Raw genomic sequence first — 22,096 nt, forward strand, 5'->3', positions numbered from 1 at the left:
ATCTTGTCCTGAGGGGGAAGCATGGACTCCGCAACAGTGTCCCGGCAGGCGTTGACCAAGGCCCAGCGGTGGGTGGTAAAAATTGGTAGCGCCCTTCTGACAGATAATGGTCGAGGTGTGAATACCACCGCCATTTCTGCCTGGGTTGCACAGATGGCTGATTTGCGCCGTCGAGGGATCGAAGTTGTTTTGGTTTCATCCGGTGCTGTTGCGGCCGGAATGGATCGATTGGGTTGGTGTCGCCGGCCCGAGTCTATCCACCAATTGCAGGCGGCTGCCGCTGTGGGGCAGAGCCACCTTGTGCAGGTGTATGAGCAGGCTTTTGGGTGCTTTGATATTCGCAGCGCTCAGATCTTGTTGGATCACGACGACCTTTCCAATCGCACTCGCTACCTGAATGCTCGCAGCACCTTGCGCACGCTCCTGTCACTGGGGGCTGTGCCTATCGTGAATGAAAATGACACGGTAGTGACTGACGAAATACGTTTCGGCGACAACGATACCCTGGCGGCCCTGGTTGCAAATCTGGTTGAGGCAGATGCGCTGCTGATTTTGACAGATGCGGATGGGCTGTTTACTGAAGATCCCCGCGATAACCCCGAAGCAGAATTAATCAGTGAGGCATCTGCGCTTGATCCCAAGCTGCTGGAGATGGCGGGGGATTCCCGCAGCGGTCTGGGCCGTGGTGGTATGACCACCAAGGTGCGCGCAGCGCAGCTGGCAGCGCGCTCAGGGGCTCGCACAGTGATCGCTGGCGGCGCCCTGGAGGCGGTGATAGATAAAGTCTGTGCCGGCGAGCAGTTGGGTACCCTGTTGCTGCCAGAGGCAGATCCCCTGGCGGCGCGTAAGCGCTGGCTTGCGGGACAGTTACAGGTGCGCGGAACCCTGTTAGTGGATGCCGGTGCCGAGGCGGCTATGATTGGGAGTGGTAGCAGCCTGTTGCCGGTGGGGGTTACCGCCGTTGAAGGGCATTTCAGGCGGGGGGATCTGGTGTCTTGCAGGAATGCTGAAGGTCGCGAGATAGCGCGGGGCCTGGTCAATTATGACAGTAGTGAGAGCGGTCGGATTCTGGGGCAGTCATCGGAGAAGTTTGCCGACCTTTTAGGGTATCGGGATGACGATGAATTGATTCACCGCGATAACCTGATCCTGCTCTGAATTGGCAAGTGTTGAATACAAAAAAGCCCCGCAATGCGGGGCTTTTTTGTGTCTGCTGCCTAAGGGATTAGGCGGCCAGAGCTTTGATCTGAGCGTTCAGACGGCTCTTATGACGAGCGGCTTTATTCTTGTGAATAATGCCTTTGTCTGCCATACGGTCAATAACGGGAACTGCTTCTGCGTACGCAGTTTTTGCTTTTTCCGCATCGCCGGCATCGATGGCCGCAACTACCTTCTTGATGTAGGTGCGCACCATGGAGCGCAGACTGGCGTTGTGCATGCGGCGCTTGTCGTTCTGGCGCGCGCGTTTCTTCGCTTGAGGTGAGTTGGCCACCGGTTGCTCCTGTCTGGAATCTATAAATCTGTAACTAACAGGCCCTGGGGCCCGATCGGGACGCGACATTATCCCCACAGTTGGTTGTTTGTCAACCATAGCGGGCGTCTCGGTGCAGATATGTTGTCAATCCGCAACGGCGGTTACCCGGTCGGCAACTCCAGGCTGAACTCTACACCGCTACCGTCGCTGCGGTTTCGGGCTTTTAAGGAGCCGCCGTGGAAGTCTGCGATCAGTTTTGCGATATGCAGTCCCAGCCCCAGGTGGCCGGCATTATCGCCCTGGTTGCGCACAGAAACGAGAGAGTCGAACAGCTTGTGAGCGTAACCTTCCGGGAGCAGAGGGCCGTCATTGCCCACTGTGATCAAGTAGGTATCTCTGTTTGTTGCCACTGACAGGCAAATTTCACTGCCTTCGGGAGCGAAGCTACATGCATTATCCACCAGCTTGTCCAGCAGTTGAGCCAATAACTCCGGTGCGCCGTGGCAGGCTAGCTCTCCAGTGGGTTTGTTCAGAGTAAATCGGTGTTCGCTGTGAGCATCGCCATAGCACTGTGTCATAACTTCAAGCAGGTCTGCCAGGTCGAAAGGCTCCCGCTCCGCTTGGTGGATGCTGGTTTCAAGATTGCTGGCTGCGGAGAGACTGTTGAGAATCCCCGACAGCCTTGCACTGCCATCCATAGCCCGCCCTGCATAGCGGCGGCTGTGGTCGTCGAGTTCTCCGGCGGCGAGGTTATCCAGGGATGAGCGAACCACTGCCAGCGGTGTGCGTAGCTCGTGTGACAACTTACTGGCGAGAGTGCGCAGGTACTGGTGATATTGGTCCAGTTCTGCGAGCAGGCTGGCGAAGGCCCGGTTTAAGTCTCCCAGTTCATCGCTTGCCTTTGAATGGGGAAAGTTGCCGCGCAGTTTGCCGCTGGAATCTATTGCGTTGCGGGCGGCCTGGTGTAGCTTGCGCACGCGCCAGGAAAGCCAGCTGGCGTAGCCCAAAAGGAAGAGCAGGGCAGTTGCGGCCGCGGCGCAGCTGATCAACCACAACCGGTGGGCTGCTCCCTCGGTGACTGATTGCATCGCTTCGCCAGATTGCAGGACGACGACTTGCCCCAGAAGTGGCCGCTCAACCACTTCGTCGACCCGGGTGATAACGGGCACACTCACCGCACCAATTCGGGATTGCAGCGGTCCTGAATACCATTGCTCCCGGGTGCCACGGCTGTCAGGCGTCGCAAGAGGCAAGCTATTTTCCGGCAGCTGTGGCAAATCCTCTCTGGAAAGCAATTTGCGATAAGCCCAGTCTCTCAGCCACGAATTGCTCTCGGAATCTGCCAGCTGTAGTTGTCCGTTGCTGGCAAGAAGAAACCCCTCGCTGTCCACTACTGCGAGGCGCAGTCCAGGGCGCGCAAAGTGGTCGAGTTCTCTTTGAAGGTCTGGCAGAGGGCTTACCAGGCGCCCTGGGTGACCATCTGCCGGAAGTGTGCTGGCGCTTCGAGTCGGTGAGGAACCACTGCTGTTTGCCCTGTCGTGAATACGGATAGCGAGGGCTCCACCGGTTAGGGTTTGTGGTAGAGCCAGCTCCAATTGGTAACCGGCACCAGAAGTTGTCCAGCGGCCCCTTAAGCGCAGCTCGCGCTCGTAGCGGCCCTCTCTCGGGTTGTGCCACAAGGCGCTGGCGGCCCCCTGGCTGGCGACGGGCAGGATGTAGTGCTGTTCAGCGGTAAACAGCTCTACGGTGTCGCCTCCAGCGATTAGGCCTGTGCGGGGGTCCCGATAGGCGGGGGTTGAGTCTGAAACAGTGAGGAGCAGGTAGACTTGCTTATCCAGTTGCCCCAGCGTCACCTGGGCCATAGGGGATAGCTGCCCGTCCTTAAGGGTTCTGGGCTCAAGTTGCTGCGCTCGCCACTCATCGCCATAGCCGTCGACTCTCGGAGCTTGAGATAGGGGATTCATGTAGAGCTGAGCCCCTGGTGGGCGCGATAGGCGCTGAGGATCCGGGGCGATAAGCTGAGGGGCACTGGCCAAGCGCGCGGCAATTGCCGCCGCAGTTGCTTCAATTGCCTGGATCTGGCCTTGTGCTAGGGCGGCGTCCACCTGGCGGAGGTGCTGGCAGCCGGCCCAGGGCAGGGTGAGTGCGACAAGGCTGACGAGCAAGAGTTGGCGGCGTAGGTTCATACTTAAATTTTTGAAATTGTTCGCCCGATGGCGGTTTACAGCTGCCAGCGATACCCCATGCCGTAGGCGGTTCCTATGGCATTAAACTCGGTGTCCAGTGCCTGGAACTTGCGCCTGATTCTTTTGACGTGAGAGGTGATGGTGTTGTCATCCAGCACTACGCGGGCCGCTTCCATAAGTTGGCTGCGGGATTTAACGTGACCGGGCCTTTTGGCCAGGGCGTGGACAATCCAGAATTCGGTCACGGTCAGGTCCACGGGTTGCTCATCCCAGTGGCAATGGAGCCTGGAAATATCCAGCCATAGCTTTCCCTGAGTTAAGCTCTCGCCTTCATCGTTTTGATCTCGCAGTACGCTAACGCGGCGCAGTAGGGCGTTAATTCGCGCCTGCATATGGGGTAGGGAGATATCCTTGGTGAGGTAATCATCAGCCCCCAGGCGCAGTCCGGAAATAATATCCAGCTCTGAGTCCCTGGCGGTGAGAAATAATATTGGCAGGCTCGGCGCCATAGCGCGCAATTCCCGGCAGAGCTCAAAACCGCCCTCCACCTCGCTGCCCAGGCCAACATCGATCACGGCCAGGTCCGGCAGCCGCTGGCGAAAAGCATCCATGGCCTCAATCCTGGCGCTGTATAAATCGACCCGATAACCGTGGCGGCGCAGAGCATCGCGGTAGTTTTCTGCGATAGCGCGTTCATCTTCGACAATGGCGATGGTTGCACTCATGACAAATCCCGACTTAATTCCTTTCTGGCGGAGAATCATGCACGAAGTTGCAGGGGTTAGGCAAAAAGGCGGGCGCAAGGCGCCCGCAAATACAACAGGGTTTCTATCAGCTTGGAGTTGCGTGAGTGGATTTGCGATCCACTCACGCTTATGTAGTGCGGCTTGAAGGCGAAGGGATATGCGGATTTGTTGTCCGCCGTGCCCCTTTGACTCAGAAGTTTCCCGCCATGGACTCCGGAAGGGAGAAGCGGATGTCGACGCGGCGCTCCATGGCGTAGGCGTCTACATCACCTCGGGCTGCCTGGGAATAGGTGGAGCCGAGTGCGCTGCGGCTGATTCTTGAGGCATCAACTCCAAGTGATACCAAAGCCTCTTCCACACTCAGGGCGCGTTGATCGGACAGTACATTGTTGTAGCCGTCGCTGCCGCGAGGATCTGCGTGTCCCTCCAGGTGAATTTGCAGGTGGGGGTGTCGCTTGAGAAAGTCAGCCATGGCACTCAGCTGGTGCATTTGGCCCTCCTGAAGCTCGTCCTCCCCAGTGGTAAACAGCATTTGGAATTGCAGTGAATCCAGGGCCAGTTGGCTGGCGTCGTTCGCGGACAGTTGAGCCGCATCCAATTGCTGTGCCAGGTTGCTGAGCTCTGCACGGCTCTCTGTCAGTTGTGTTGCCAGCATATCTGCCTCGTCTGCTTGCTTGATCTGCTCTCCGAGCCAGGCTCCGCCGAGTGCTCCGGCGATAAAGCCAACGGGCCCACCCAATGCTGCACCGGCAATTGCAGAGCCGGTAAAGACTGAGGCCTGCTTGGCCGGAGTCAAATTGGATTCGTTTTGTTCCTTAGCGTGGGCTCCGGTGGCAATCAGAGAGCCCAGGGCGACGGCCATCACTACTTTTTTCATTGTTCTGCTCCTTAGCGGCTTTTCTTACTCGTGTGGGCCTGTTCTGTTGTGGCCCGTTTGAGTGTTATTAAAAAGCTCCAAGGAGGCGCTGGCGTGGCGCAGCTATGACCAACTGCGGCTCAATTGTGGCGAAATATGGCGATCGCTCCGAAACCCAGCTCAGAAGCTGGAAGGGGCTGGGCGACCGCAGTTATAGCAGGGGATGGATGGACAGACGGGGCTGGGGCCATCAACAGCTGCTATGTACCGCACAATTGCCAGAACCAGGGCAATAATCAAAGCACTAATGGTCATCCCTTCTCTCCCCGCACCACCAGCTCCTTGGGTGGCGCGACTAGCTCGCTCTTAGTATAGGCTCGCGGTCCCGCAGTCGCAGGGCCTCAGCTCTGTAGAGGAGCCCATATATCCCCTGGTTTTGGGGTAGACTTGCCGGCCAACAAGTTTCAACTTTCGCCAGGAGTCCGAGTTTTGTCGCAGTCATCCCCAGCTCAGGAACAGGCAGTCGAAAAATCTGGTGCTTCCAGATTGCTGCGGGGCAGTTCAGTTGTCGGTGCTGCCACTATGCTGTCGCGAGTGGCCGGGCTGGTTCGCGACGTGGCGCTGGCCCGCTTTGCCGGTGCGGGCGATGCTGCCGATGCCTTTTTTGTCGCATTCAAGATTCCCAACTTTTTCCGCCGCTTATTTGCCGAAGGCGCATTTGCCCAGGCCTTTGTGCCGGTACTGGCCGAATATCGCCAAAAGGGCGGTAAGGCGGCTGCGCGTGAGTTAAATGACCGGGTTGCGGGTGCCCTTGGCGGCGTACTTTTGTTGGTTGCTCTGTTTGGTGTTCTCTGCGCTCCACTAGTTACGGGTATTTTTGCTTTTGGTTGGTGGTGGGACGGCAGTGAGCGGGAGAAGTTCGATCTCGCTACCGGTATGTTGCAGATCACCTTTCCCTATTTAATGCTGATTTCCCTGGCGGGATTTACCGGGGCAATACTCAATACTTTCGATCGTTTTGCGATTCCGGCGCTAACCCCGGTGATGCTCAATCTGGTTTTGATTGCTGCGGCGACGGTTGCTACCAGCTGGTTTGATCCGCAAATTATGGCGCTTGCTTGGGGCGTTTTTGTTGCGGGGGTGGTGCAGCTGCTGTTTCAACTGCCTTTTCTCGCTCGTGAAGGTTTGCTGCCTAGCCCTAAGTGGGATTGGCAGCACAAAGGAGTGCGTAAAATTTTACGCCTGATGGCGCCGGCGATTTTTGGTGTGTCAGTGACCCAGATCAGCCTGGTGATGGACACTCTGCTGGCTTCATTCTTGCCCAGCGGCAGTGTTTCCTGGCTCTATTTTTCCGACCGCCTCACCGAGCTGCCCCTGGGGGTGTTTGGGGTTGCAGTGGCCACGGTAATTCTGCCGAGCTTGTCGCGCCAGCACACTGACGGAGACCCCCGCCGGTTTCGTCATACCCTCGACTGGGCTTTGCGCAGTGTCACGCTAATTTCCCTGCCCGCTTCTGTAGCCTTGGTGGTACTGGCTGAGCCGCTCCTGACAACCCTTTTTCAGTATGGGCAGATGCAGCCGCGCGATATGCAAATGGCCGCCTGGTCCCTGCGCGCTTATGCCATGGGGTTGTTGGCGTTTATGCTGATTAAAGTGCTGGCGCCGGGCTATTTTGCCCGCCAGGATACCTACACCCCAGTGCGCTTTGGCTTAATCGCTATCTCGGCCAAAATGGTGTTGAGCCTGCTGTTTGTGATACCGCTTAACTACTACTTCAAGCTCGGCCATATGGGGCTGGCACTGGCTACGGCTTGTCAGGCCGCTATTAACGCCTGGCTCCTCTATAAAGGCCTGCGTCGAGATGATGTCTATAAACCTGAGGCTGGGTGGGGCACTTACCTGGTAAGGTTGCTTCTGGCGAATTTGGCGATGGTTGCGATTTTGCTCGGGGCCCTGCACCTGTGGTCACAGTGGAGTGAATGGGCCTGGTATGACCGCGCCTGGCGTATGGGGCTGATCGTAGCTGCGGGGGGAGCGACCTATCTGTCCGTTTTACTGGTTTCAGGATTGCGCCCCCGCCACTTCCGCGCCACAAGTTAGTTTTTTAAGTGGGCATATCTGGATAAATATGGCCTCTGGCCGCCCAGTGGGAATCCGCTATACTGTGCGGCTCGATTTTATGAGGATGGGAAAATCGCTTTGGCCCAGGAGCGCGAACTAATTTGCGGGTTGCACAACCTGCGCCCCCGCCACCGGGGAAGCGTGGCGACAATCGGCTCGTTCGATGGTGTACACCTCGGTCACCAGGCGATTATTGCGCAGCTCAAGCAGCGCGCGCAGGAACATGATCTGCCCTCGGTGGCGATTATCTTTGAGCCCCAGCCACATGAGTTCTTCTCTGGGGAAAGGGCGCCCGCGCGCCTGATGCGCTTTAAAGAGAAGGTATTGGCGCTATTTGATGCTGGTGCCGACCGGGTGCTGTGCCTGCAGTTTAACGAGAAACTGCGCAACCTGAGTGCCGATGCCTTTGTGCGCCGTATTCTGGTGGATGGCCTTGGAATCCGCCATTTGGTGGTAGGAGACGATTTCCGCTTTGGCTGTGATCGCAGTGGCGATTATCAATTCCTCCAGGGCGCCGGGGCCGAAAATGGATTCACGGTGGAAGACACGGCTACGCTTGAGATTCGCGGAGCCCGGGTGAGCAGCACCCGCATCCGCGAAGCGTTGCAACGGGGCGAATTTGAGTTGGCCGAGGCCTTACTCGGACGCCCTTACAGTATTACCGGACGGGTTGCCCCCGGCCGCGCCTTGGGCCGGCAACTGGGTGCTCCCACAGCCAATGTGCGTTTGCACCGCTACCGCTCCCCGCTGGTTGGCGTTTACACCGTTCGCACCAAAGCCGCGAATGGAAGTGAACTCGCAGCTGGGCGGCCGGAAATTGACGGTGTTGCCAATGTGGGGTTTCGCCCGACAGTTGAGGGAGAGGGCGCCCGGCCACTACTAGAAGTCAACTTGTTTGATTTTGATGGCAACCTCTACGGGAAAGAACTAGCGGTAGAGTTTTGCCACAAACTTCGCAATGAAGAGAAGTTTGCCTCCCTGGAAATCCTCAAAGCCCGCATCGCTCAGGATATTGACGATGCTAAAGACTGGTTTGTGCAAAACCCCAAGGGGCACTAACCGGTGTATAGACGATGAATTATTCTCTACTAGAGCTGAAGTAGACATCCAATGACTGATTATAAAGTGACCTTAAACCTGCCTGAGACCGACTTTCCTATGCGCGGCAATCTGCCCCAGCGCGAGCCGGCTATTTTAAAGAAGTGGCAGGAAACCAAGCTCTACGAAAAAATCCGCGAAGCGCGGGCGGGGCGCGAGCAGTTTATCCTGCACGACGGCCCTCCCTACGCCAACGGGGATATTCACATAGGTCACTCGGTCAACAAGATTCTCAAAGATATTATTATCAAGTCGAAAACCCTGAGCGGTTTTGACGCTCCCTATGTGCCTGGCTGGGACTGCCACGGCCTGCCGATTGAGCACCGCGTCGAGAAAAAGATTGGCAAGGCTGGCGCAAAGGTGGATCACAAAACTTTCCGCCAGAAGTGCCGCGAGTACGCAGCCAAGCAGGTGGACGGACAGAAGAAAGACTTTATTCGCCTGGGGGTGTTCGGTGAGTGGGACAACCCCTACCGCACCATGGATTTCCAATTTGAAGGCGATATCATCCGAGCGCTTGGGCGAGTGGTCAAAAATGGCCATTTGGCACGGGGTTTCAAGCCCGTGTACTGGAGCGTTGTGGGCGGATCAGCTCTGGCGGAAGCGGAAGTGGAGTATCAGGATAAAACCTCCTACTCCATTTACGTTTGCTATCCGGCGACGGAAGAGACATCCCTGGCTATCGCCGATGCGGCAGGTGGACACGCGGGTGAAGGCCCCCTATCCGTTGTTATCTGGACCACAACCCCCTGGACGCTTCCTTCCAGCCAAGCGGTTTCTGTCAACGCTGAGCTGGAATATGTTGTGGTGCAAACGGCTGAGCGCCGATTGCTCGTTGCCGAAGCACTCAAGGACGCCGTATTGGAGAAGGCGGGGCTCGAAGGTGAAGTGGTAGGCCGTATTCGCGGTGCCGCCTTGGAGCACCTGAAGCTAAACCATCCTTTCTATGAGAAGCAATTGCCGATGATCCTCGGCGACCATGTCACCACTGATGCAGGTACAGGCTGTGTACACACTGCGCCGGACCATGGTCCCGATGACTTCCAGGTGGGCAAGCGCTACGGCATCGATACCCTGAACTATATCGATGACAATGGCGTATACCGCGATATGGTACCGCTGTTTGCCGGCGAGCATGTCTACAAGGTGGACGACAAAATTGTGGCCCTGTTACAGGAGCGCGGAGTACTTCTGCACCAGGGTAAGATGGAGCACAGCTACCCCCACTGTTGGCGCACCAAGACGCCGCTTATTTACCGTGCGACTCCGCAGTGGTTTGTGAGCATGCAGCAGAATGACCTTCTGGAGAATGCACAGAAGGCAGCGGATGAAGTTCAGTGGATCCCCGGTTGGGGCAAGGCTCGTATCGATGCCATGCTCGATGGCAGTCCGGATTGGTGTATTTCCCGCCAGCGCACCTGGGGCGTGCCCATCGCTTTGTTTGTTCACAAAGAGACCCATGAAATCCATCCGGACACTCCCGCTTTGATGGACAAAGTGGCTGAAAAGGTCGACGCCGAGGGTATGGACGTTTGGTTTGACCTGGACCCGCAGGAGCTCCTGGGAGATGAGGCAGACCAATATCAAAAGGTTACCGACACCCTGGATGTCTGGTTCGATTCAGGTGTGACTCACTACGCCGTACTGGAGCGCCGCAACGGCCTGCGCTTCCCGGCAGATCTGTACCTTGAGGGCTCTGATCAGCACCGTGGCTGGTTCCAGTCTTCACTGAAGACCTCCATCGCCATCAACGATTGTGCCCCTTATAAGCAAGTGTTGACCCACGGTTTCACGGTAGATGCACAGGGACGGAAAATGTCCAAGTCCATCGGCAATACCGTTGCACCACTGGATGTAATCAACAAGTTGGGTGCAGATGTATTGCGCCTTTGGGTTTCCGCTACAGACTTCAGTGGTGAAATGGCGGTTTCCGATGAGATCCTGAAACGCACAGCGGACTCTTACCGTCGCTTGCGCAATACGGCTCGTTTCTTCCTGTCCAATCTGGCTGGGTTTGACCCGGAAAAAGATTTGTTGCCGGAGAGTGAACTTCTGGCGCTGGATCGCTGGGCGCTGGATAAGGCTGCGCGTCTACAGGATGAAATTATCGCGGCTTACGATAACTACCAGTTCCACCAGATCTATCAGAAGTTACATAACTTCTGCGTCGTGGAAATGGGTGGCTTCTACCTGGATATCATCAAAGATCGCCAGTACACCACTAAAGAGGACAGTACTGCACGCCGCTCTGCGCAAACTGCCCTCTATCATATTGTTCAGGCATTTGTTCGCTGGATTGCGCCTATCCTGAGCTTTACCGCAGAAGAACTGTGGCAGTTTATTCCCGGTGCCAAAGCGGACAGCATCTTTATTGAAGAATGGTATTCGCTGCCGAAGCTGCCAGCAGACTCGGTTAAAGGTGCGGACTATTGGGCCGCCATCGCCGAAGTAAAAACTGCGGTAAACAAGGTGCTTGAAGAGCAGCGTGGAGCTGGTGCTATTGGCGGCTCCCTGCAAGCGGCGGTGACTCTGTTCGCCGAGGATGACCTGCGTGAAAAGCTCTTGGAGCTCGAAGACGAGTTGCGCTTTGTTTTGATTTGCTCCTCCACTTCTGTACAGCCACTCAGCGATGCTGCCGGTGCAGAGTCCACAGAGCTGGAAGGATTGAAAGTAAGCGTAAGCAAAGTGGATCACCCCAAGTGTGCGCGCTGTTGGCATTACCGTGCCGATGTGGGTGTATCAGCAGAGTATCCAGACATTTGTGAGCGCTGCGTGGAAAACGTTTCTGGTGAAGGAGAAGTGAGGCACTATGCCTAGTTCCAACCCTGTTTGGGGGCATCCATGGCGCTGGTACTGGCTGGCGCTGGTGGTGGTTGTCCTCGATATCGCCAGCAAAGTCTGGGCCGTGGATATGTTTATGCACGGCCCTTCAATGCAAATTATTCCCGGCTTGCTGCAATTTACTTATGCCGAAAACTACGGTGCTGCCTTTAGCTTCCTGTCTGATGCTGGGGGATGGCAGCGGTGGTTTTTCGGAATTATTGCCTTTGTATTTAGCGTTGTTGTCAGTGTTTGGCTATGGCGCTTGCCGGCAACAAAGCGCTGGGAACCCTGTGCCCTGGCGCTAATTCTGGGGGGGGCCTTGGGCAACCTTTGGGATCGAGTGCTGCTGGGTTACGTAAGGGATTTTATTTCGGTCTATTACGGCAACTGGCACTTCCCGGTATTCAATGTTGCGGATATGGGAATTAGTATCGGCGCTGCAATGCTGGTTATTGAGCTACTTTTTTTTGCAGAAAAAGAAAGTGGCAAAGCAAAAAATAACGTGGAAGTCTAACGAACTATGAGTAATGCCGTTATCGGTGAACACTGCCGGGTGACACTGCACTTTAGCCTGAAATTGGACGATGGCACTGAGGTGGATTCAACCTTCAAAGGTGACCCAGCCTCTTTCAGTGTTGGCGATGGCAGTTTGCTGCCGGGCTTTGAAAAAGCGCTTTTTGGTTTAAAAGCGGGGGATGAAGCCGAGATCGAGATACCGCCGGAGATAGGATTTGGTCAGCGCAACCCGGAAAACCTGCAAAAGGTGCGCCGGGATACCTTTTCTCCCGATATGGAGCTGGAGCGCGGGTTGGTAGTCTCTTTTGACAATGGCAGCGGCGAACTCCCCGGAGTAATCAGTGAGATTGGTGAGGACGATGTTACCGTCGACTTTAATCATCCATTGGCCGGTCAAACCTTAAATTTCCATGTGAAAATTATTGCGGTGGATTCGATCCAATAGGGTCGGATTCCCTCTTTGTAGCAAGTAGGGTACAGAAGTAGACATGCAAATCCGAATGGCTAACCCCCGGGGCTTTTGTGCCGGTGTTGACCGGGCAATTGATATTGTGAATCGCGCCCTGGATGTATTTGGTGCGCCGATTTATGTCCGCCATGAAGTGGTGCATAATAAGTTTGTGGTGGAGAGCCTGAAAGAGCGCGGTGCGGTCTTTGTCGATGAACTCGATGAAGTGCCCGATGATGTTATCGTTATCTTCAGTGCTCACGGTGTTTCAAAAGCTGTGCAGCGCGAAGCTGAAGAGCGCGGCCTGCGTGTATTCGATGCTACTTGCCCGCTGGTTACCAAGGTGCATATTGAAGTGAGTAAGTTCAGCACCGACGGTGCTGAGTGCATACTTATCGGCCACGCCGGGCACCCGGAAGTGGAGGGCACAATGGGGCAGTATGACAACTCTGCTGGCGGTGCCATCTACCTGGTTGAAGACGAAGAGGATGTTGCGAAGTTAACTGTTAAAGACGAGAGTAATCTCGCCTATGTTACCCAAACAACACTATCCATGGATGATACCGCTCGAGTCATTGATGCCCTGAGGGTGCGTTTCCCGGAAATCCGTGGGCCTCGAAAAGATGATATCTGTTACGCGACCCAGAATCGCCAGGATGCTGTAAAGCAGCTGGCCCTGGAAAGTGACCTGGTCCTTGTTGTTGGTAGCCCGAATAGTTCTAACTCTAACCGCCTGCGTGAACTCGCTGAACGCTGTGGTGCTACTGCTAAATTGATCGATGGTGCAGATGATATCGATGCGGATTGGCTTCAGGATAAGACGGCCATAGGGATCACAGCGGGAGCGTCAGCACCGGAAGTCCTTGTACAGGGAGTGATTGATCGACTGCAACAACTTGGTGCAAGCCTTCCTGAAGAAATGGATGGAAGGGCTGAGAATATACGTTTCTCCCTGCCTAAAGAGTTGAGGTAATCAATTAGATTCTTTTGTGCCCCTTGAGCCTTGGTTTTGGGGGCTAAGAACACTGGTTTTGGTCCGCCTCTTCGACTCTCAAACGACCGCTGTGAAACAATATCAGGGCCAGGCCCTGTGATCCATCAAGGGTACAAACATAGAGGCTCCCCATTTGTAATGCACCTTGGGGAGAACCTGTCTTACGACTCTCACCAGTTCCAATAAAAGATATGTAATCTTTAACTGGAGAGTTGGATAGAATCTGTACTTTCTCTACCCTAGACCCGGACATTATTAAAGAGTCATTGTCATCGCGTATACCGTCATGATCGGTATCGATAAAAATTTCCCATCCTAGATCCCAGCTCCCAAAGTTACGCATAGTGACACGCTGATTTTTCCCTACAGCTGTATTTCTTGTTAGCTGTATAGCGCTAAAGAAATCATCCCCCACAAGTTCCATCTGTGTCTTTTCAATGATTTGCGTAAAGCTTGGCAGACCAATTAATAAGAGAATCGATAAAATACATAGGCTGATTAGCAACTCGAGTAGTGTAAAGCCCCGTTGAGTCATGGTTCCCCTCCTGGGGTTTTTAGACGCAGGTCTCATTTTGTTGACCATTGAATCTGCTGAAATGGCCACTAGTCGGTTTGATCTGGTGCGTAAGTTCAGTGAAATGCTACTTTCGCGAATATATCTACAGTCTTTTTCTCTTTCTAGGTGTTTGGCGGTAAAGTGAACACTGAATTATTGGTACAGGCGTAAGAAATAGATGCAAATTAGGAATAGAAGATTGGGTACTTCTACTCGGCGACAATATGGATTTACCCTGATAGAAATGATGATCACTCTTGTGATTCTGGCTGTTCTTGTAGGTGTTGCGGTTCCGAGCTTCACTGACATGATCAACAATAGTCGTTCTGTAACATTGGCTGAAGATATTGCAGGTGCCCTAAATTACGCTCGCTCAGAAGCTGTAAGAAGCGGTGGAAGAGTTTCTATTTGTGCGAGCACAGATGGGGCAAATTGTACTGCAGCTGATACCTGGGATCAGGGATGGATAGTATTTGTTGATGGTGCAGTTACCGATGATGCAGAGGCACCTGTTGTCAGTGAGCTGATAAGAGTATGGGATATAGAGGATGAAGATGCCACTATTCAAGTTGTGCAAGGAGTAGTTACAAACTTTATCCGTTATACAAGTATAGGCACATTGGGACGTTTCACTGATACGTCAGTAATTGCTAAAAACTCTAATTGTACTGGCTTCAATGAAAGAACTATAACAGTTGGCGCGGCAGGTTTGATAACCGTGGCGAAAACAGAGTGTTAAGGGGGCGAAATGCAATTGCTAAATTCCCAGCGTGGAGTTGGATTAATTGAAGTCATGGTAACGGTATTAATTCTTTCGACTTCTCTACTCGGCTTAGCTGCCTTGCAGAATAAAGCCCTACAATATAATCACAGTGCTTACATGCGCTCGCAGGCAAATATTTTGGCTCAAGATATCTTAGAGCGATTAAGAGCTAATAGTGACAATTTATCTGACTATGAGCTAGCTATTGATGATGCCACGCCTACTGCGAATTCAAATCGTGCTGACATTGATTTAGGTGAGTGGCGCGGATTGTTGGCAGATCGGCTTGCGGCTGGAACTGGAGGGGTAACCTGTAATGCAGATAACTTATGCACGGTTACTGTCCAGTGGGGAGAGGAGGACTCCATCGGTACTGGCGATGATTCGGGTACCAGTAGCTTTCAATATATGACAAGAATTTAATGGGAGTGGCAATGTATAAGCAGCAGGGAATTTCTCTTGTAGAGCTGATGGTGTCTATTACCGTCGGCTTGGTATTGATGGCTGGAGTAGTACAGCTTTTCTTGTCAAGCAAAGTCACATTTACTACTCAGCAGGCTATAGCAAGGGTTCAGGAAACAGGGCGTCTTGCTATTGATTTCATCAGTGAAGATATTCGTATGGCCGGTTACGTTGGCTGTTTGAATACCGCCAATTCATCAGATCAATTTGTTAACTATTTAAATAACGGTGAAACCACTCTTTACAATTTTGCAGTTCCTGCCGAGGGAATCGATGAAGATCAAATTGATGTGAGCTATCCCGACCACTCCTCCAATTCAGATGTTTTATTGTTAAGAAGTGCTAATGGTGCGGCAGTGGGAGTAACGGGAAATACCGCAAAAGATCGAATTTATATAGAAAACACTGATTTCGAAGAAGATGGCTGTGATGAGGATGAAGATAAGTACAGTGGTATTTGTAAGGAAGATATTTTAGTAATAGCAGATTGTACTAAAGGGCGAGTTTTCCAGGTTACCGAAATTGAAGGAAGTAGTACCTCAGATACAATTACGCTATTTCATTCTGATGACGATGGCTTCACGCCAGGAAATAACATTGCCGACTCCGGTGATGACGCAACGGAGAAAGAAAATTATTTCTTCAGTGATGCCCAAGTCTTTGTGGCGACCAGTACTTTCTATTACATTGATGACGGTACCTCGGGCCGGCCTAGCTTGTTTAGAGAGATTAATGGGGAATCACAAGAACTCCTAGCTGGAGTTGAACAAATGCAAGTCACCTATGCACTGAATGGAGGTGATTATAGGGAGGCTAAGGATGTTGCTGATTGGGGACAGCTAACAGGTATTAGGGTTGAATTACTAGTGTCCTCCGATGACGACAATGTTCTTCAAGATGTACAGCTATACACTTTCAATGGGCAAGAGGATCAAAACCCAGGAGATAAGCGCCTGCGGCAAGTTTTCACCAGTACCATATCTGTCCGCAGTCGTATGCCGTTAATGGAGATAGGTAAATGAGAAAAAAGCTTTATGTAAAAAGCCTGCAACAGCAGGGCGGGGCAACACTGCTTGTTGGGCTGGTTATTTTACTGCTTATGACGTTCATAGGGCTGGCAGCAATTCGTGGCAGTGGTATGCAAGAGTTAATGGCTGGCAATATGCGTGATCGCCAATTGGCCTTCCAAGCAGCAGAAGCGGCATTGCGAGTTGCAGAATTTAAGCTGGAATCAGAATCTGAACTTGCGATAAGTACGTTATTTAATGGTACTAATACTGGGTATGTTGAACAAATGGATGGATCTTCCTCCAGCGAATTTTGGTTAGTTTATGACTGGGATGGGGGATCTGTATCGACAAATCTCGGGCTAGATAATGTAGCGAGCCAACCGGCTTATGTGGTTGAAAAAATAGAGGGGTCGGTCTGGAATTCTGATGAAGGAGGAGACATTGGCTTCACTCCATCAGCAGCTGCTCCTGCCCCTGAGTACTACCGAATTACCAGTCGAGGTGTGGGGGGAACAGAGAGCGCCATAGTGATTCTACATTCGACTGCTGACCCTTAATAAATTGCGCTTGGAATATAAATTATGATTAGTTTGTTAAAAAGATTAAAAAGCGCCTCAACACTTACGGCCGCATTTCTTAGCTTAGGGATAACACATAGCGCTGTATCCCTAGATCTTGCTCAACAGCCACTTTTTTTGAGTACTTCTGTTGATCCCAATATTATGTTTATTCTGGATGACTCGGGATCAATGCAATTTGAGGTTACGCCCTCAGAAATTATTGAATATTTTTATATTCCTAAGAAAAAGGGATCCACAAGCTATCCGGTACGTTATGTGTTTCCACAAACTGAAGCTGGTAGTGGTAGTTCCGATGTGCAATTAACCCCCTGCCCTTATAGTAGTTCTTCGACATCTGGTTGTGATTATTGGAATGGCTCAAGTGATAGACAGGCTATAGCAAAATTCGATAGTGATAACAAATGGGCGGCACATTTTCGTTCTTCTCATAATAATAAGTCCTATTATGATCCTACAGTTCTATATCTTCCGTGGGCTGAGGAGGACGAAAATGGTTCTGAGTTTGACGATGCGAATCCCGAGAGAGCGTATCATAATCCCTTTGATACTTCTAAAGGGTGGCGAAATCTTACGGTAGATAATACGCAAAGTGCAAAGTGCTGGATAAAGGATACTGCCACTATAGGTTCAAGTAATTCATCTAGTAGTCTATGTGAGAATGGAAGCCTTACTTTTTATCCTGCAACCTATTTTAATTACAATGGTTCGGGTGATGTGTACTTAGCTAGTAGCTATAGCCGAGTTGAAATTAAGAATGATGGGAACACTTACGAGGGTGGAAGTGCGCGAACTGATTGTGCAAATACAAGTGCCTGTACTTATGAAGAGGAAATTCAGAATTTTGCCAATTGGTATAGTTACCATCGTTCCCGAGTGTTGATGTCTCGGGCAGGCATTGGTCATGCTTTTTCGGCTCAAGGAGAGGGATTGCGAGTAGGCTTTGGCACACTAAATGCCGGTTCCCATTATGTTGATGGCTATAGTACCGACGTGGTCCTTGCGGGAGTGCGAACTTTTAAGGGGACGGATAGAGAGGACTTTTTTGAAGAGCTTTATGGAACAGATATTCCTTCACAAGGTACTCCTCTATTAGGGGCACTAGAAGCGGCGGGTGAATACTATAGCAGGACAGATAGCAGAGGGCCCTGGTCTTCGACTCCAGGCGAAAGTGGTAGCACAAGCTCTGATATTGCATGTAGATCCAGTTATACCATCCTTATGACGGATGGGTATGGCGGTGACTACGGAAGTTTTAGTAGCTATGGCAATGTGGATGGATCTTATGGTGCGCCATACTCTGACTCGTATTCGAATACATTAGCAGATATTGCCATGCACTACTGGGAAACGGATTTAAATACCCATTTATCAGATGACGTGAGCCAAGCTGAAGGTAGTATTGACACTGCTACATGGCAACATATGGTAACTTTTGGTGTAGCGCTTGGAGTTACGGGTAACGTCAATTCGACTACGGCATTTGAGGCTATTGATACTGGGGCAACTATTTCCTGGGGCAATCCAAGTTCTAGTGATTCGAATAAATTGGACGATCTACTTCATGCCGCCCTGAATAGTCGTGGAGGCTTCTATAGTGCTGGTGATTCTACAACCTTTGCTAACCAATTATCGGCGGTGTTAAGTGATATTGGTGGTCGATCTGGGTCGGCATCTGCAGTAGCTGCTAACTCTACTCGTTTAGGAACTGACACATTAATCTTCCAAGCCCTATTTGATTCAAATGACTGGAGTGGCGAGATCAAAGCCATCGAAATGGATACCGACGGGAGCTTGAGTGATACTGCTATGTGGAGTACTTCCTCATCAGGGAAAATACCTACCTCTGGTAGAACGATGCTAACTTACAATGGCACTAATACAGTTAGTTTTGATTGGAACAATTTGACGGATGCTCAAAAGTCAGCACTAAAGGGTTCTGACGATGATGCTGTTGGTGAGGAGCGTGTGGATTGGTTATGGGGGAAATCTATTACAGGGATGCGTAGCCGTACTTATTTACTAGGAGATGTTGTGAATAGTAGTCCGGCTTTAGCAGATAATAGCGATATGAATTTTTCGTATCTGCCTGCTAACCTTGGGGGAGATACCTATGCTTCTTATCTAACAGATACTAAACAAGTTCGCTCAAAAGAAATTCTTTATGTGGGTGCTAACGACGGAATGTTACATGCATTTAATTCTGCAACAGGTGTTGAGGAGTTTGCATATATTCCAACAGGAGCTTATGAAAAAATCGCCGATTTAACTGCTACTGACTATGGCACTGAGTCTAATCCTCATGAGTATATTTTGGATGGGCCGTTATATGTAAGTGATGCCTATTTTAAGAAAGGAGCTAGTGAGTCATGGAGGAATATTTTAGTTGGTACTTACGGCGCTGGCTCTGAGGGATTATTTGTCTTGGATGTCACTAACCCCTCTAGTCCAGAGGTTTTGTTTGAACTGGATAGTTCAGATGATGACAGTATAGGTCATGTCATTGGGCGCCCTGTTATTGCACCAACACCGGCTGGATGGAAGTTGATTTTTGGAAATGGGTATAACTCCATAGATGATACTGCGTCTCTGGTAATTGTTGACTTGGCTAACCCGAATGATATTGAAGTGTTAGAGGCCGGTAGCTTAACCAATAACGGGCTAGCTGGACCATCACTTTTACCTGATATATATGGAGTAGTGAAAACTGCATATGCTGGCGATATTTATGGCAATATGTGGAAGTTTGATTTGAGCAGTGACTCTGAGAGTAGCTGGAATGTCGCATATGGAAGTAGTTCGTCACCTGAACCCTTATTTACTGCAAATGACGTTAATGGAAACCCACAGCCCATAACTGCTGCCCCAACATTAGGGGCCAATTCAAAAGTGAGTGGGGCGATCATGGTATATTTTGGAACTGGTAGCTATCTAACTACGGCCGATGATGATGAGGGGGATGTGGTCCACAGCTTTTATGGTATTGTTGATAGTGGTTCTAATATCTCATCTACAAATAGATCTGAGCTGTTTGAGAAAACTATTTCGGAGTCAGGAGATTCTAGAACTATAAATGGAGATAGTGATACATCTTGGTGGAGCACTCAAAAAGGGTGGTATTTGGATTTTGGAGCAGTGGATGCGGCCACAACATCCGAAGTAGGAACAACTGGAGAACGAATTATTAGTAAACCTTTGCTAATTCGTGATCGATTGATTTTTCCAACTTTAGTGCCGTCAGAAGATCCCTGTGCCTATGGTGCTACGGGCTGGACCATGGAGCTTATAGCTTTGGGCGATCCTCGCTTTGCAAATGAGAGCATTTTGGATGAGCCCAACTCAAAGCAGGATAGTGCAACTACCGGTTACTCCGATGTTATTACTGCCGGAAAAAAAGTGTTTATTCCTTACTCAGACACTTCAGGAGAGTATGGAAACATGCCTGGCGAATTGTCAGCGGGACGTTCTCGTTTATCTTGGCGGCAATACTAAGAGGTAGGGCCTTATGAATAAATCTAGCTTTAGTAAATCTTGTGGGTTTACTTTAATAGAAGTAATCATCGTTGTTGCAATAGTTGGAATACTAGCGGCTATTGCTTACCCCTCTTATATGGAATCGGTCCGCAAAAGTAATCGATCAGAAGCTAAAGCTGAAATGAACGATGTAGCACAGCGCTTACAGCGCTGTTTTACAGCCTTTAGCTCTTACGACGATGCAAATTGCACTGCAGCGAGTGATATATCAAATGGAAACACTCTTGCAACAGAAAATAACTACTATTCAATTTCAGGTGTACTTACTGCGACTACATATACTTTGACTGCCATGCCCCAGTCTGGCTCTGTGCAAGCTGGTGATAATGACTGTGCAAGCTTTACTTTGACTCAAGCGGGGGTAAAAGGAGCGACAGGTTCGAGTAGTGATGATTGTTGGTGAGTCCTTGTAACAAATTTTTCCTGGACTAGTTGTTGAAAAATTGAGTAGCTCTGAAGATACACAGGGCTACTCAAGGTAGCTATCTAAGTCTCTAGACCTAACTTCTTTAATCTATAACGAAGTGAGCGAAAACTGATACCAAGCTGCTCTGCAGCTGCGGTTCTGTTCCACTTGGTTTTGCTTAGCGTACTCTCGATAACTTCTTTTTCAATCTCCTGCAAAAATTCATCAATAGTTTGGTGCTGAGAGGAATCAAATAGCTCCTGAGAAGGAATAGGCGGCGTGGGGAGTGGGGTAAGATCAGCAAACTCTTTGACCGGTGATGTATTTTGATCAAGCTTAAGGTCTAGTGCTTTAATTTCTCCGTTTTCGCATAGAGTCAAAGCTCTTTCTAGAATATTCTCAAGCTGCCTAACATTTCCAGGAAAATGGAATTTTTGGAGAGCTAACATAGCTAGGGGGTGGATTTTAGGTTTGGGCAAACCAGACTTCCGTACAATCCTCTGTATGATAGCATGTGCTAGAATTGGAATATCCTTAATACGATCACGCAGTGGTGGTATCGAAATTTCTATAACATTGATTCGATAATAAAGGTCACTACGGAAGCGCCCCTCTGCCACTTCCTTAGCTAAGTCCTTATGGGTGGCACTTAAAATTCGGACATCAATGGAGACCTCCTGATTTGAGCCAATTGGTCGGATCGTTTTCTCCTGAATAGTCCTAAGTAACTTAACTTGGATGTCTAAGGGAAGGTCTGCAACTTCATCGAGGAATAAAGTTCCCCCTTCAGCACTTTGTAACAATCCAGTTTTATCTTTATAGGCTCCGGTAAAGCTACCTTTTCGATGTCCAAAAAGTTCACTTTCCACTAGTTCATTTGGGATAGCACCACAATTAATAGGGACAAAAGGTTTATCGGCTCTAGCCCCTTGTTGGTGAATAGATCGAGCTGCTAACTCTTTCCCGGACCCGGATTCGCCACTGATATATATAGGGGCATCGCTACGTGCGACTTTTGTCAGTTGACTTCTTAAAATCTGCATGTTGTCAGCGTCGCCCAATAGTAGTTCTGTGTCACTTTGGGCTAATTCGCTGATTTGCTGGTGATTCAACCGGAGAGCAAGCTGGGATAAATTTCTCAACCGCTCCAAATCTACGGGTTTACTGACAAAGTCAAACGCGCCTAATTTTAACGCTTTAATTGCACTATCCATATTCCCATGAGCAGTAATAACAGCTATAGGTAAGTGTGATCCGACACTTTCTTGAATATGTTCAACCAGTTGCAAGCCATCACCGTCAGGTAGGCGTAAATCCGTTAAGCAAAATTGATAGTTATTGTTGTGTAGCAACTCCTTCGCTTGTGTGAGTGTACCTGCACTGTGGCAGTCCACATCCATACGCTTGAGTGTTAGGCTAATTAAGTTACAAATATCTGGTTCGTCGTCAACAACCAGTGCCAGAGGTCGCATTATTTCTCTGTCTTTTCTTGTTGTGTTGAAATTAGTAAGTAGTATACCAATTG

20 protein-coding genes are annotated in these 22,096 nt (G+C 50.7%); 13 read left to right on the forward strand and 7 right to left on the reverse strand.

Annotation, left to right across the window (positions count from 1 at the left end):
* Nucleotides 1–21: 21 nt before the first annotated feature.
* Nucleotides 22–1,158: a glutamate 5-kinase gene (gene proB, locus ACJJI8_RS08980; RefSeq protein WP_444934824.1), complete on the forward strand. Its 1,137-nt coding sequence runs from the start codon at nt 22–24 to the stop codon at nt 1,156–1,158.
* Nucleotides 1,159–1,225: 67 nt separating this feature from the next.
* On the opposite strand, the gene rpsT is transcribed toward proB, so the two are convergent.
* From rpsT to ACJJI8_RS09005, 5 genes are all read right to left on the reverse strand, one after another.
* Entirely contained in the window at nt 1,226–1,492 is a 267-nt protein-coding gene (rpsT, locus tag ACJJI8_RS08985) for a 30S ribosomal protein S20 (RefSeq protein WP_108731693.1), read from the reverse strand.
* 143 nt (nt 1,493–1,635) lie between these two features.
* On the reverse strand, nt 1,636–3,660 hold the full coding sequence (locus ACJJI8_RS08990; protein WP_444934825.1) for an ATP-binding protein: 2,025 nt from the start codon (nt 3,658–3,660) through the stop codon (nt 1,636–1,638).
* A 35-nt stretch (nt 3,661–3,695) separates the two neighbouring features.
* On the reverse strand, nt 3,696–4,385 hold the full coding sequence (gene pdsR / locus ACJJI8_RS08995) for a proteobacterial dedicated sortase system response regulator (RefSeq protein WP_108735148.1): 690 nt from the start codon (nt 4,383–4,385) through the stop codon (nt 3,696–3,698).
* A gap of 211 nt (nt 4,386–4,596) precedes the next feature.
* Nucleotides 4,597–5,283, reverse strand: coding sequence for an OmpA family protein (locus tag ACJJI8_RS09000; RefSeq protein WP_108731695.1), 687 nt, complete (start codon nt 5,281–5,283; stop codon nt 4,597–4,599).
* A 159-nt stretch (nt 5,284–5,442) separates the two neighbouring features.
* A complete protein-coding gene (locus ACJJI8_RS09005) occupies nt 5,443–5,577 on the reverse strand; it encodes a hypothetical protein (protein WP_444934826.1) in 135 nt (44 codons plus the stop codon).
* Between the two features lie 174 nt (nt 5,578–5,751).
* On the opposite strand from ACJJI8_RS09005, the gene murJ reads away from it, so the two are divergent.
* The 6 genes from murJ (at nt 5,752) to ispH (ending at nt 13,241) form a co-directional block, all read left to right on the forward strand.
* Entirely contained in the window at nt 5,752–7,362 is a 1,611-nt protein-coding gene (gene murJ / locus ACJJI8_RS09010; protein ID WP_444934827.1) for a murein biosynthesis integral membrane protein MurJ, read from the forward strand.
* Nucleotides 7,363–7,461: 99 nt separating this feature from the next.
* Nucleotides 7,462–8,442 (forward strand): bifunctional riboflavin kinase/FAD synthetase, encoded by a 981-nt coding sequence (gene ribF / locus ACJJI8_RS09015; RefSeq protein ID WP_444934828.1) that lies wholly within the window; start codon nt 7,462–7,464, stop codon nt 8,440–8,442.
* A 51-nt stretch (nt 8,443–8,493) separates the two neighbouring features.
* Nucleotides 8,494–11,298 carry an isoleucine--tRNA ligase gene (gene ileS, locus ACJJI8_RS09020; RefSeq protein WP_444934829.1) on the forward strand — a complete coding sequence of 935 codons (2,805 nt, stop codon included), beginning with the start codon at nt 8,494–8,496 and terminating at the stop codon, nt 11,296–11,298.
* Nucleotides 11,291–11,818, forward strand: a complete 528-nt coding sequence (lspA, locus tag ACJJI8_RS09025) for a signal peptidase II (protein WP_444895261.1) — start codon at nt 11,291–11,293, stop codon at nt 11,816–11,818. The genes ileS and lspA overlap by 8 nt, the downstream gene beginning before the upstream one ends.
* A gap of 6 nt (nt 11,819–11,824) precedes the next feature.
* Entirely contained in the window at nt 11,825–12,265 is a 441-nt protein-coding gene (locus ACJJI8_RS09030) for an FKBP-type peptidyl-prolyl cis-trans isomerase (RefSeq protein WP_282934364.1), read from the forward strand.
* Nucleotides 12,266–12,308: 43 nt separating this feature from the next.
* Nucleotides 12,309–13,241, forward strand: a complete 933-nt coding sequence (gene ispH, locus ACJJI8_RS09035) for a 4-hydroxy-3-methylbut-2-enyl diphosphate reductase (RefSeq protein WP_444934830.1) — start codon at nt 12,309–12,311, stop codon at nt 13,239–13,241.
* A 43-nt stretch (nt 13,242–13,284) separates the two neighbouring features.
* Here the strand turns inward: ispH and ACJJI8_RS09040 are convergent, their stop codons facing one another.
* Complete coding sequence (locus ACJJI8_RS09040; protein ID WP_444934831.1) at nt 13,285–13,797, reverse strand: GspH/FimT family pseudopilin; 513 nt, start codon at nt 13,795–13,797, stop codon at nt 13,285–13,287.
* Nucleotides 13,798–14,017: 220 nt separating this feature from the next.
* Between ACJJI8_RS09040 and ACJJI8_RS09045 the strand changes: the two genes are divergently transcribed.
* The 6 genes from ACJJI8_RS09045 to ACJJI8_RS09070 are packed head-to-tail and all read left to right on the forward strand — an operon-like array spanning nt 14,018 to nt 20,568.
* Nucleotides 14,018–14,557 carry a GspH/FimT family pseudopilin gene (locus tag ACJJI8_RS09045; RefSeq protein ID WP_444934832.1) on the forward strand — a complete coding sequence of 180 codons (540 nt, stop codon included), beginning with the start codon at nt 14,018–14,020 and terminating at the stop codon, nt 14,555–14,557.
* A gap of 9 nt (nt 14,558–14,566) precedes the next feature.
* A complete protein-coding gene (gene pilV / locus ACJJI8_RS09050; protein WP_444934833.1) occupies nt 14,567–15,004 on the forward strand; it encodes a type IV pilus modification protein PilV in 438 nt (145 codons plus the stop codon).
* An 11-nt stretch (nt 15,005–15,015) separates the two neighbouring features.
* Nucleotides 15,016–16,065, forward strand: a complete 1,050-nt coding sequence (locus ACJJI8_RS09055) for a PilW family protein (RefSeq protein WP_444934834.1) — start codon at nt 15,016–15,018, stop codon at nt 16,063–16,065.
* Entirely contained in the window at nt 16,062–16,610 is a 549-nt protein-coding gene (locus tag ACJJI8_RS09060) for a pilus assembly PilX family protein (protein WP_444934835.1), read from the forward strand. The genes ACJJI8_RS09055 and ACJJI8_RS09060 overlap by 4 nt, the downstream gene beginning before the upstream one ends.
* 24 nt (nt 16,611–16,634) lie before the next feature.
* Nucleotides 16,635–20,123, forward strand: a complete 3,489-nt coding sequence (locus tag ACJJI8_RS09065; RefSeq protein WP_444934836.1) for a pilus assembly protein — start codon at nt 16,635–16,637, stop codon at nt 20,121–20,123.
* A 13-nt stretch (nt 20,124–20,136) separates the two neighbouring features.
* On the forward strand, nt 20,137–20,568 hold the full coding sequence (locus ACJJI8_RS09070; protein WP_444934837.1) for a type IV pilin protein: 432 nt from the start codon (nt 20,137–20,139) through the stop codon (nt 20,566–20,568).
* An 83-nt stretch (nt 20,569–20,651) separates the two neighbouring features.
* On the opposite strand, the gene ACJJI8_RS09075 is transcribed toward ACJJI8_RS09070, so the two are convergent.
* Nucleotides 20,652–22,043, reverse strand: coding sequence for a sigma-54-dependent transcriptional regulator (locus ACJJI8_RS09075; protein ID WP_444934838.1), 1,392 nt, complete (start codon nt 22,041–22,043; stop codon nt 20,652–20,654).
* Between the last annotated feature and the right edge of the window lie 53 nt (nt 22,044–22,096).

This window comes from Microbulbifer maximicatervae (SeqCode), assembly GCF_052467695.1.

What these genes read in the sequence shown, in the direction of transcription:
- proB (WP_444934824.1), top strand. Translation starts at nt 22, where the DNA reads ATGGACTCCGCAACAGTGTCCCGGCAGGCGTTGACCAAGGCCCAGCGG.
- ACJJI8_RS08990 (WP_444934825.1), bottom strand. Translation starts at nt 3,660, where the DNA reads ATGAACCTACGCCGCCAACTCTTGCTCGTCAGCCTTGTCGCACTCACC.
- pdsR (WP_108735148.1), bottom strand. Translation starts at nt 4,385, where the DNA reads ATGAGTGCAACCATCGCCATTGTCGAAGATGAACGCGCTATCGCAGAA.
- ACJJI8_RS09000 (WP_108731695.1), bottom strand. Translation starts at nt 5,283, where the DNA reads ATGAAAAAAGTAGTGATGGCCGTCGCCCTGGGCTCTCTGATTGCCACC.
- ACJJI8_RS09005 (WP_444934826.1), bottom strand. Translation starts at nt 5,577, where the DNA reads ATGACCATTAGTGCTTTGATTATTGCCCTGGTTCTGGCAATTGTGCGG.
- ileS (WP_444934829.1), top strand. Translation starts at nt 8,494, where the DNA reads ATGACTGATTATAAAGTGACCTTAAACCTGCCTGAGACCGACTTTCCT.
- lspA (WP_444895261.1), top strand. Translation starts at nt 11,291, where the DNA reads ATGCCTAGTTCCAACCCTGTTTGGGGGCATCCATGGCGCTGGTACTGG.
- ACJJI8_RS09030 (WP_282934364.1), top strand. Translation starts at nt 11,825, where the DNA reads ATGAGTAATGCCGTTATCGGTGAACACTGCCGGGTGACACTGCACTTT.
- ispH (WP_444934830.1), top strand. Translation starts at nt 12,309, where the DNA reads ATGCAAATCCGAATGGCTAACCCCCGGGGCTTTTGTGCCGGTGTTGAC.
- ACJJI8_RS09040 (WP_444934831.1), bottom strand. Translation starts at nt 13,797, where the DNA reads ATGACTCAACGGGGCTTTACACTACTCGAGTTGCTAATCAGCCTATGT.
- pilV (WP_444934833.1), top strand. Translation starts at nt 14,567, where the DNA reads ATGCAATTGCTAAATTCCCAGCGTGGAGTTGGATTAATTGAAGTCATG.
- ACJJI8_RS09055 (WP_444934834.1), top strand. Translation starts at nt 15,016, where the DNA reads ATGTATAAGCAGCAGGGAATTTCTCTTGTAGAGCTGATGGTGTCTATT.
- ACJJI8_RS09060 (WP_444934835.1), top strand. Translation starts at nt 16,062, where the DNA reads ATGAGAAAAAAGCTTTATGTAAAAAGCCTGCAACAGCAGGGCGGGGCA.
- ACJJI8_RS09065 (WP_444934836.1), top strand. Translation starts at nt 16,635, where the DNA reads ATGATTAGTTTGTTAAAAAGATTAAAAAGCGCCTCAACACTTACGGCC.
- ACJJI8_RS09070 (WP_444934837.1), top strand. Translation starts at nt 20,137, where the DNA reads ATGAATAAATCTAGCTTTAGTAAATCTTGTGGGTTTACTTTAATAGAA.
- ACJJI8_RS09075 (WP_444934838.1), bottom strand. Translation starts at nt 22,043, where the DNA reads ATGCGACCTCTGGCACTGGTTGTTGACGACGAACCAGATATTTGTAAC.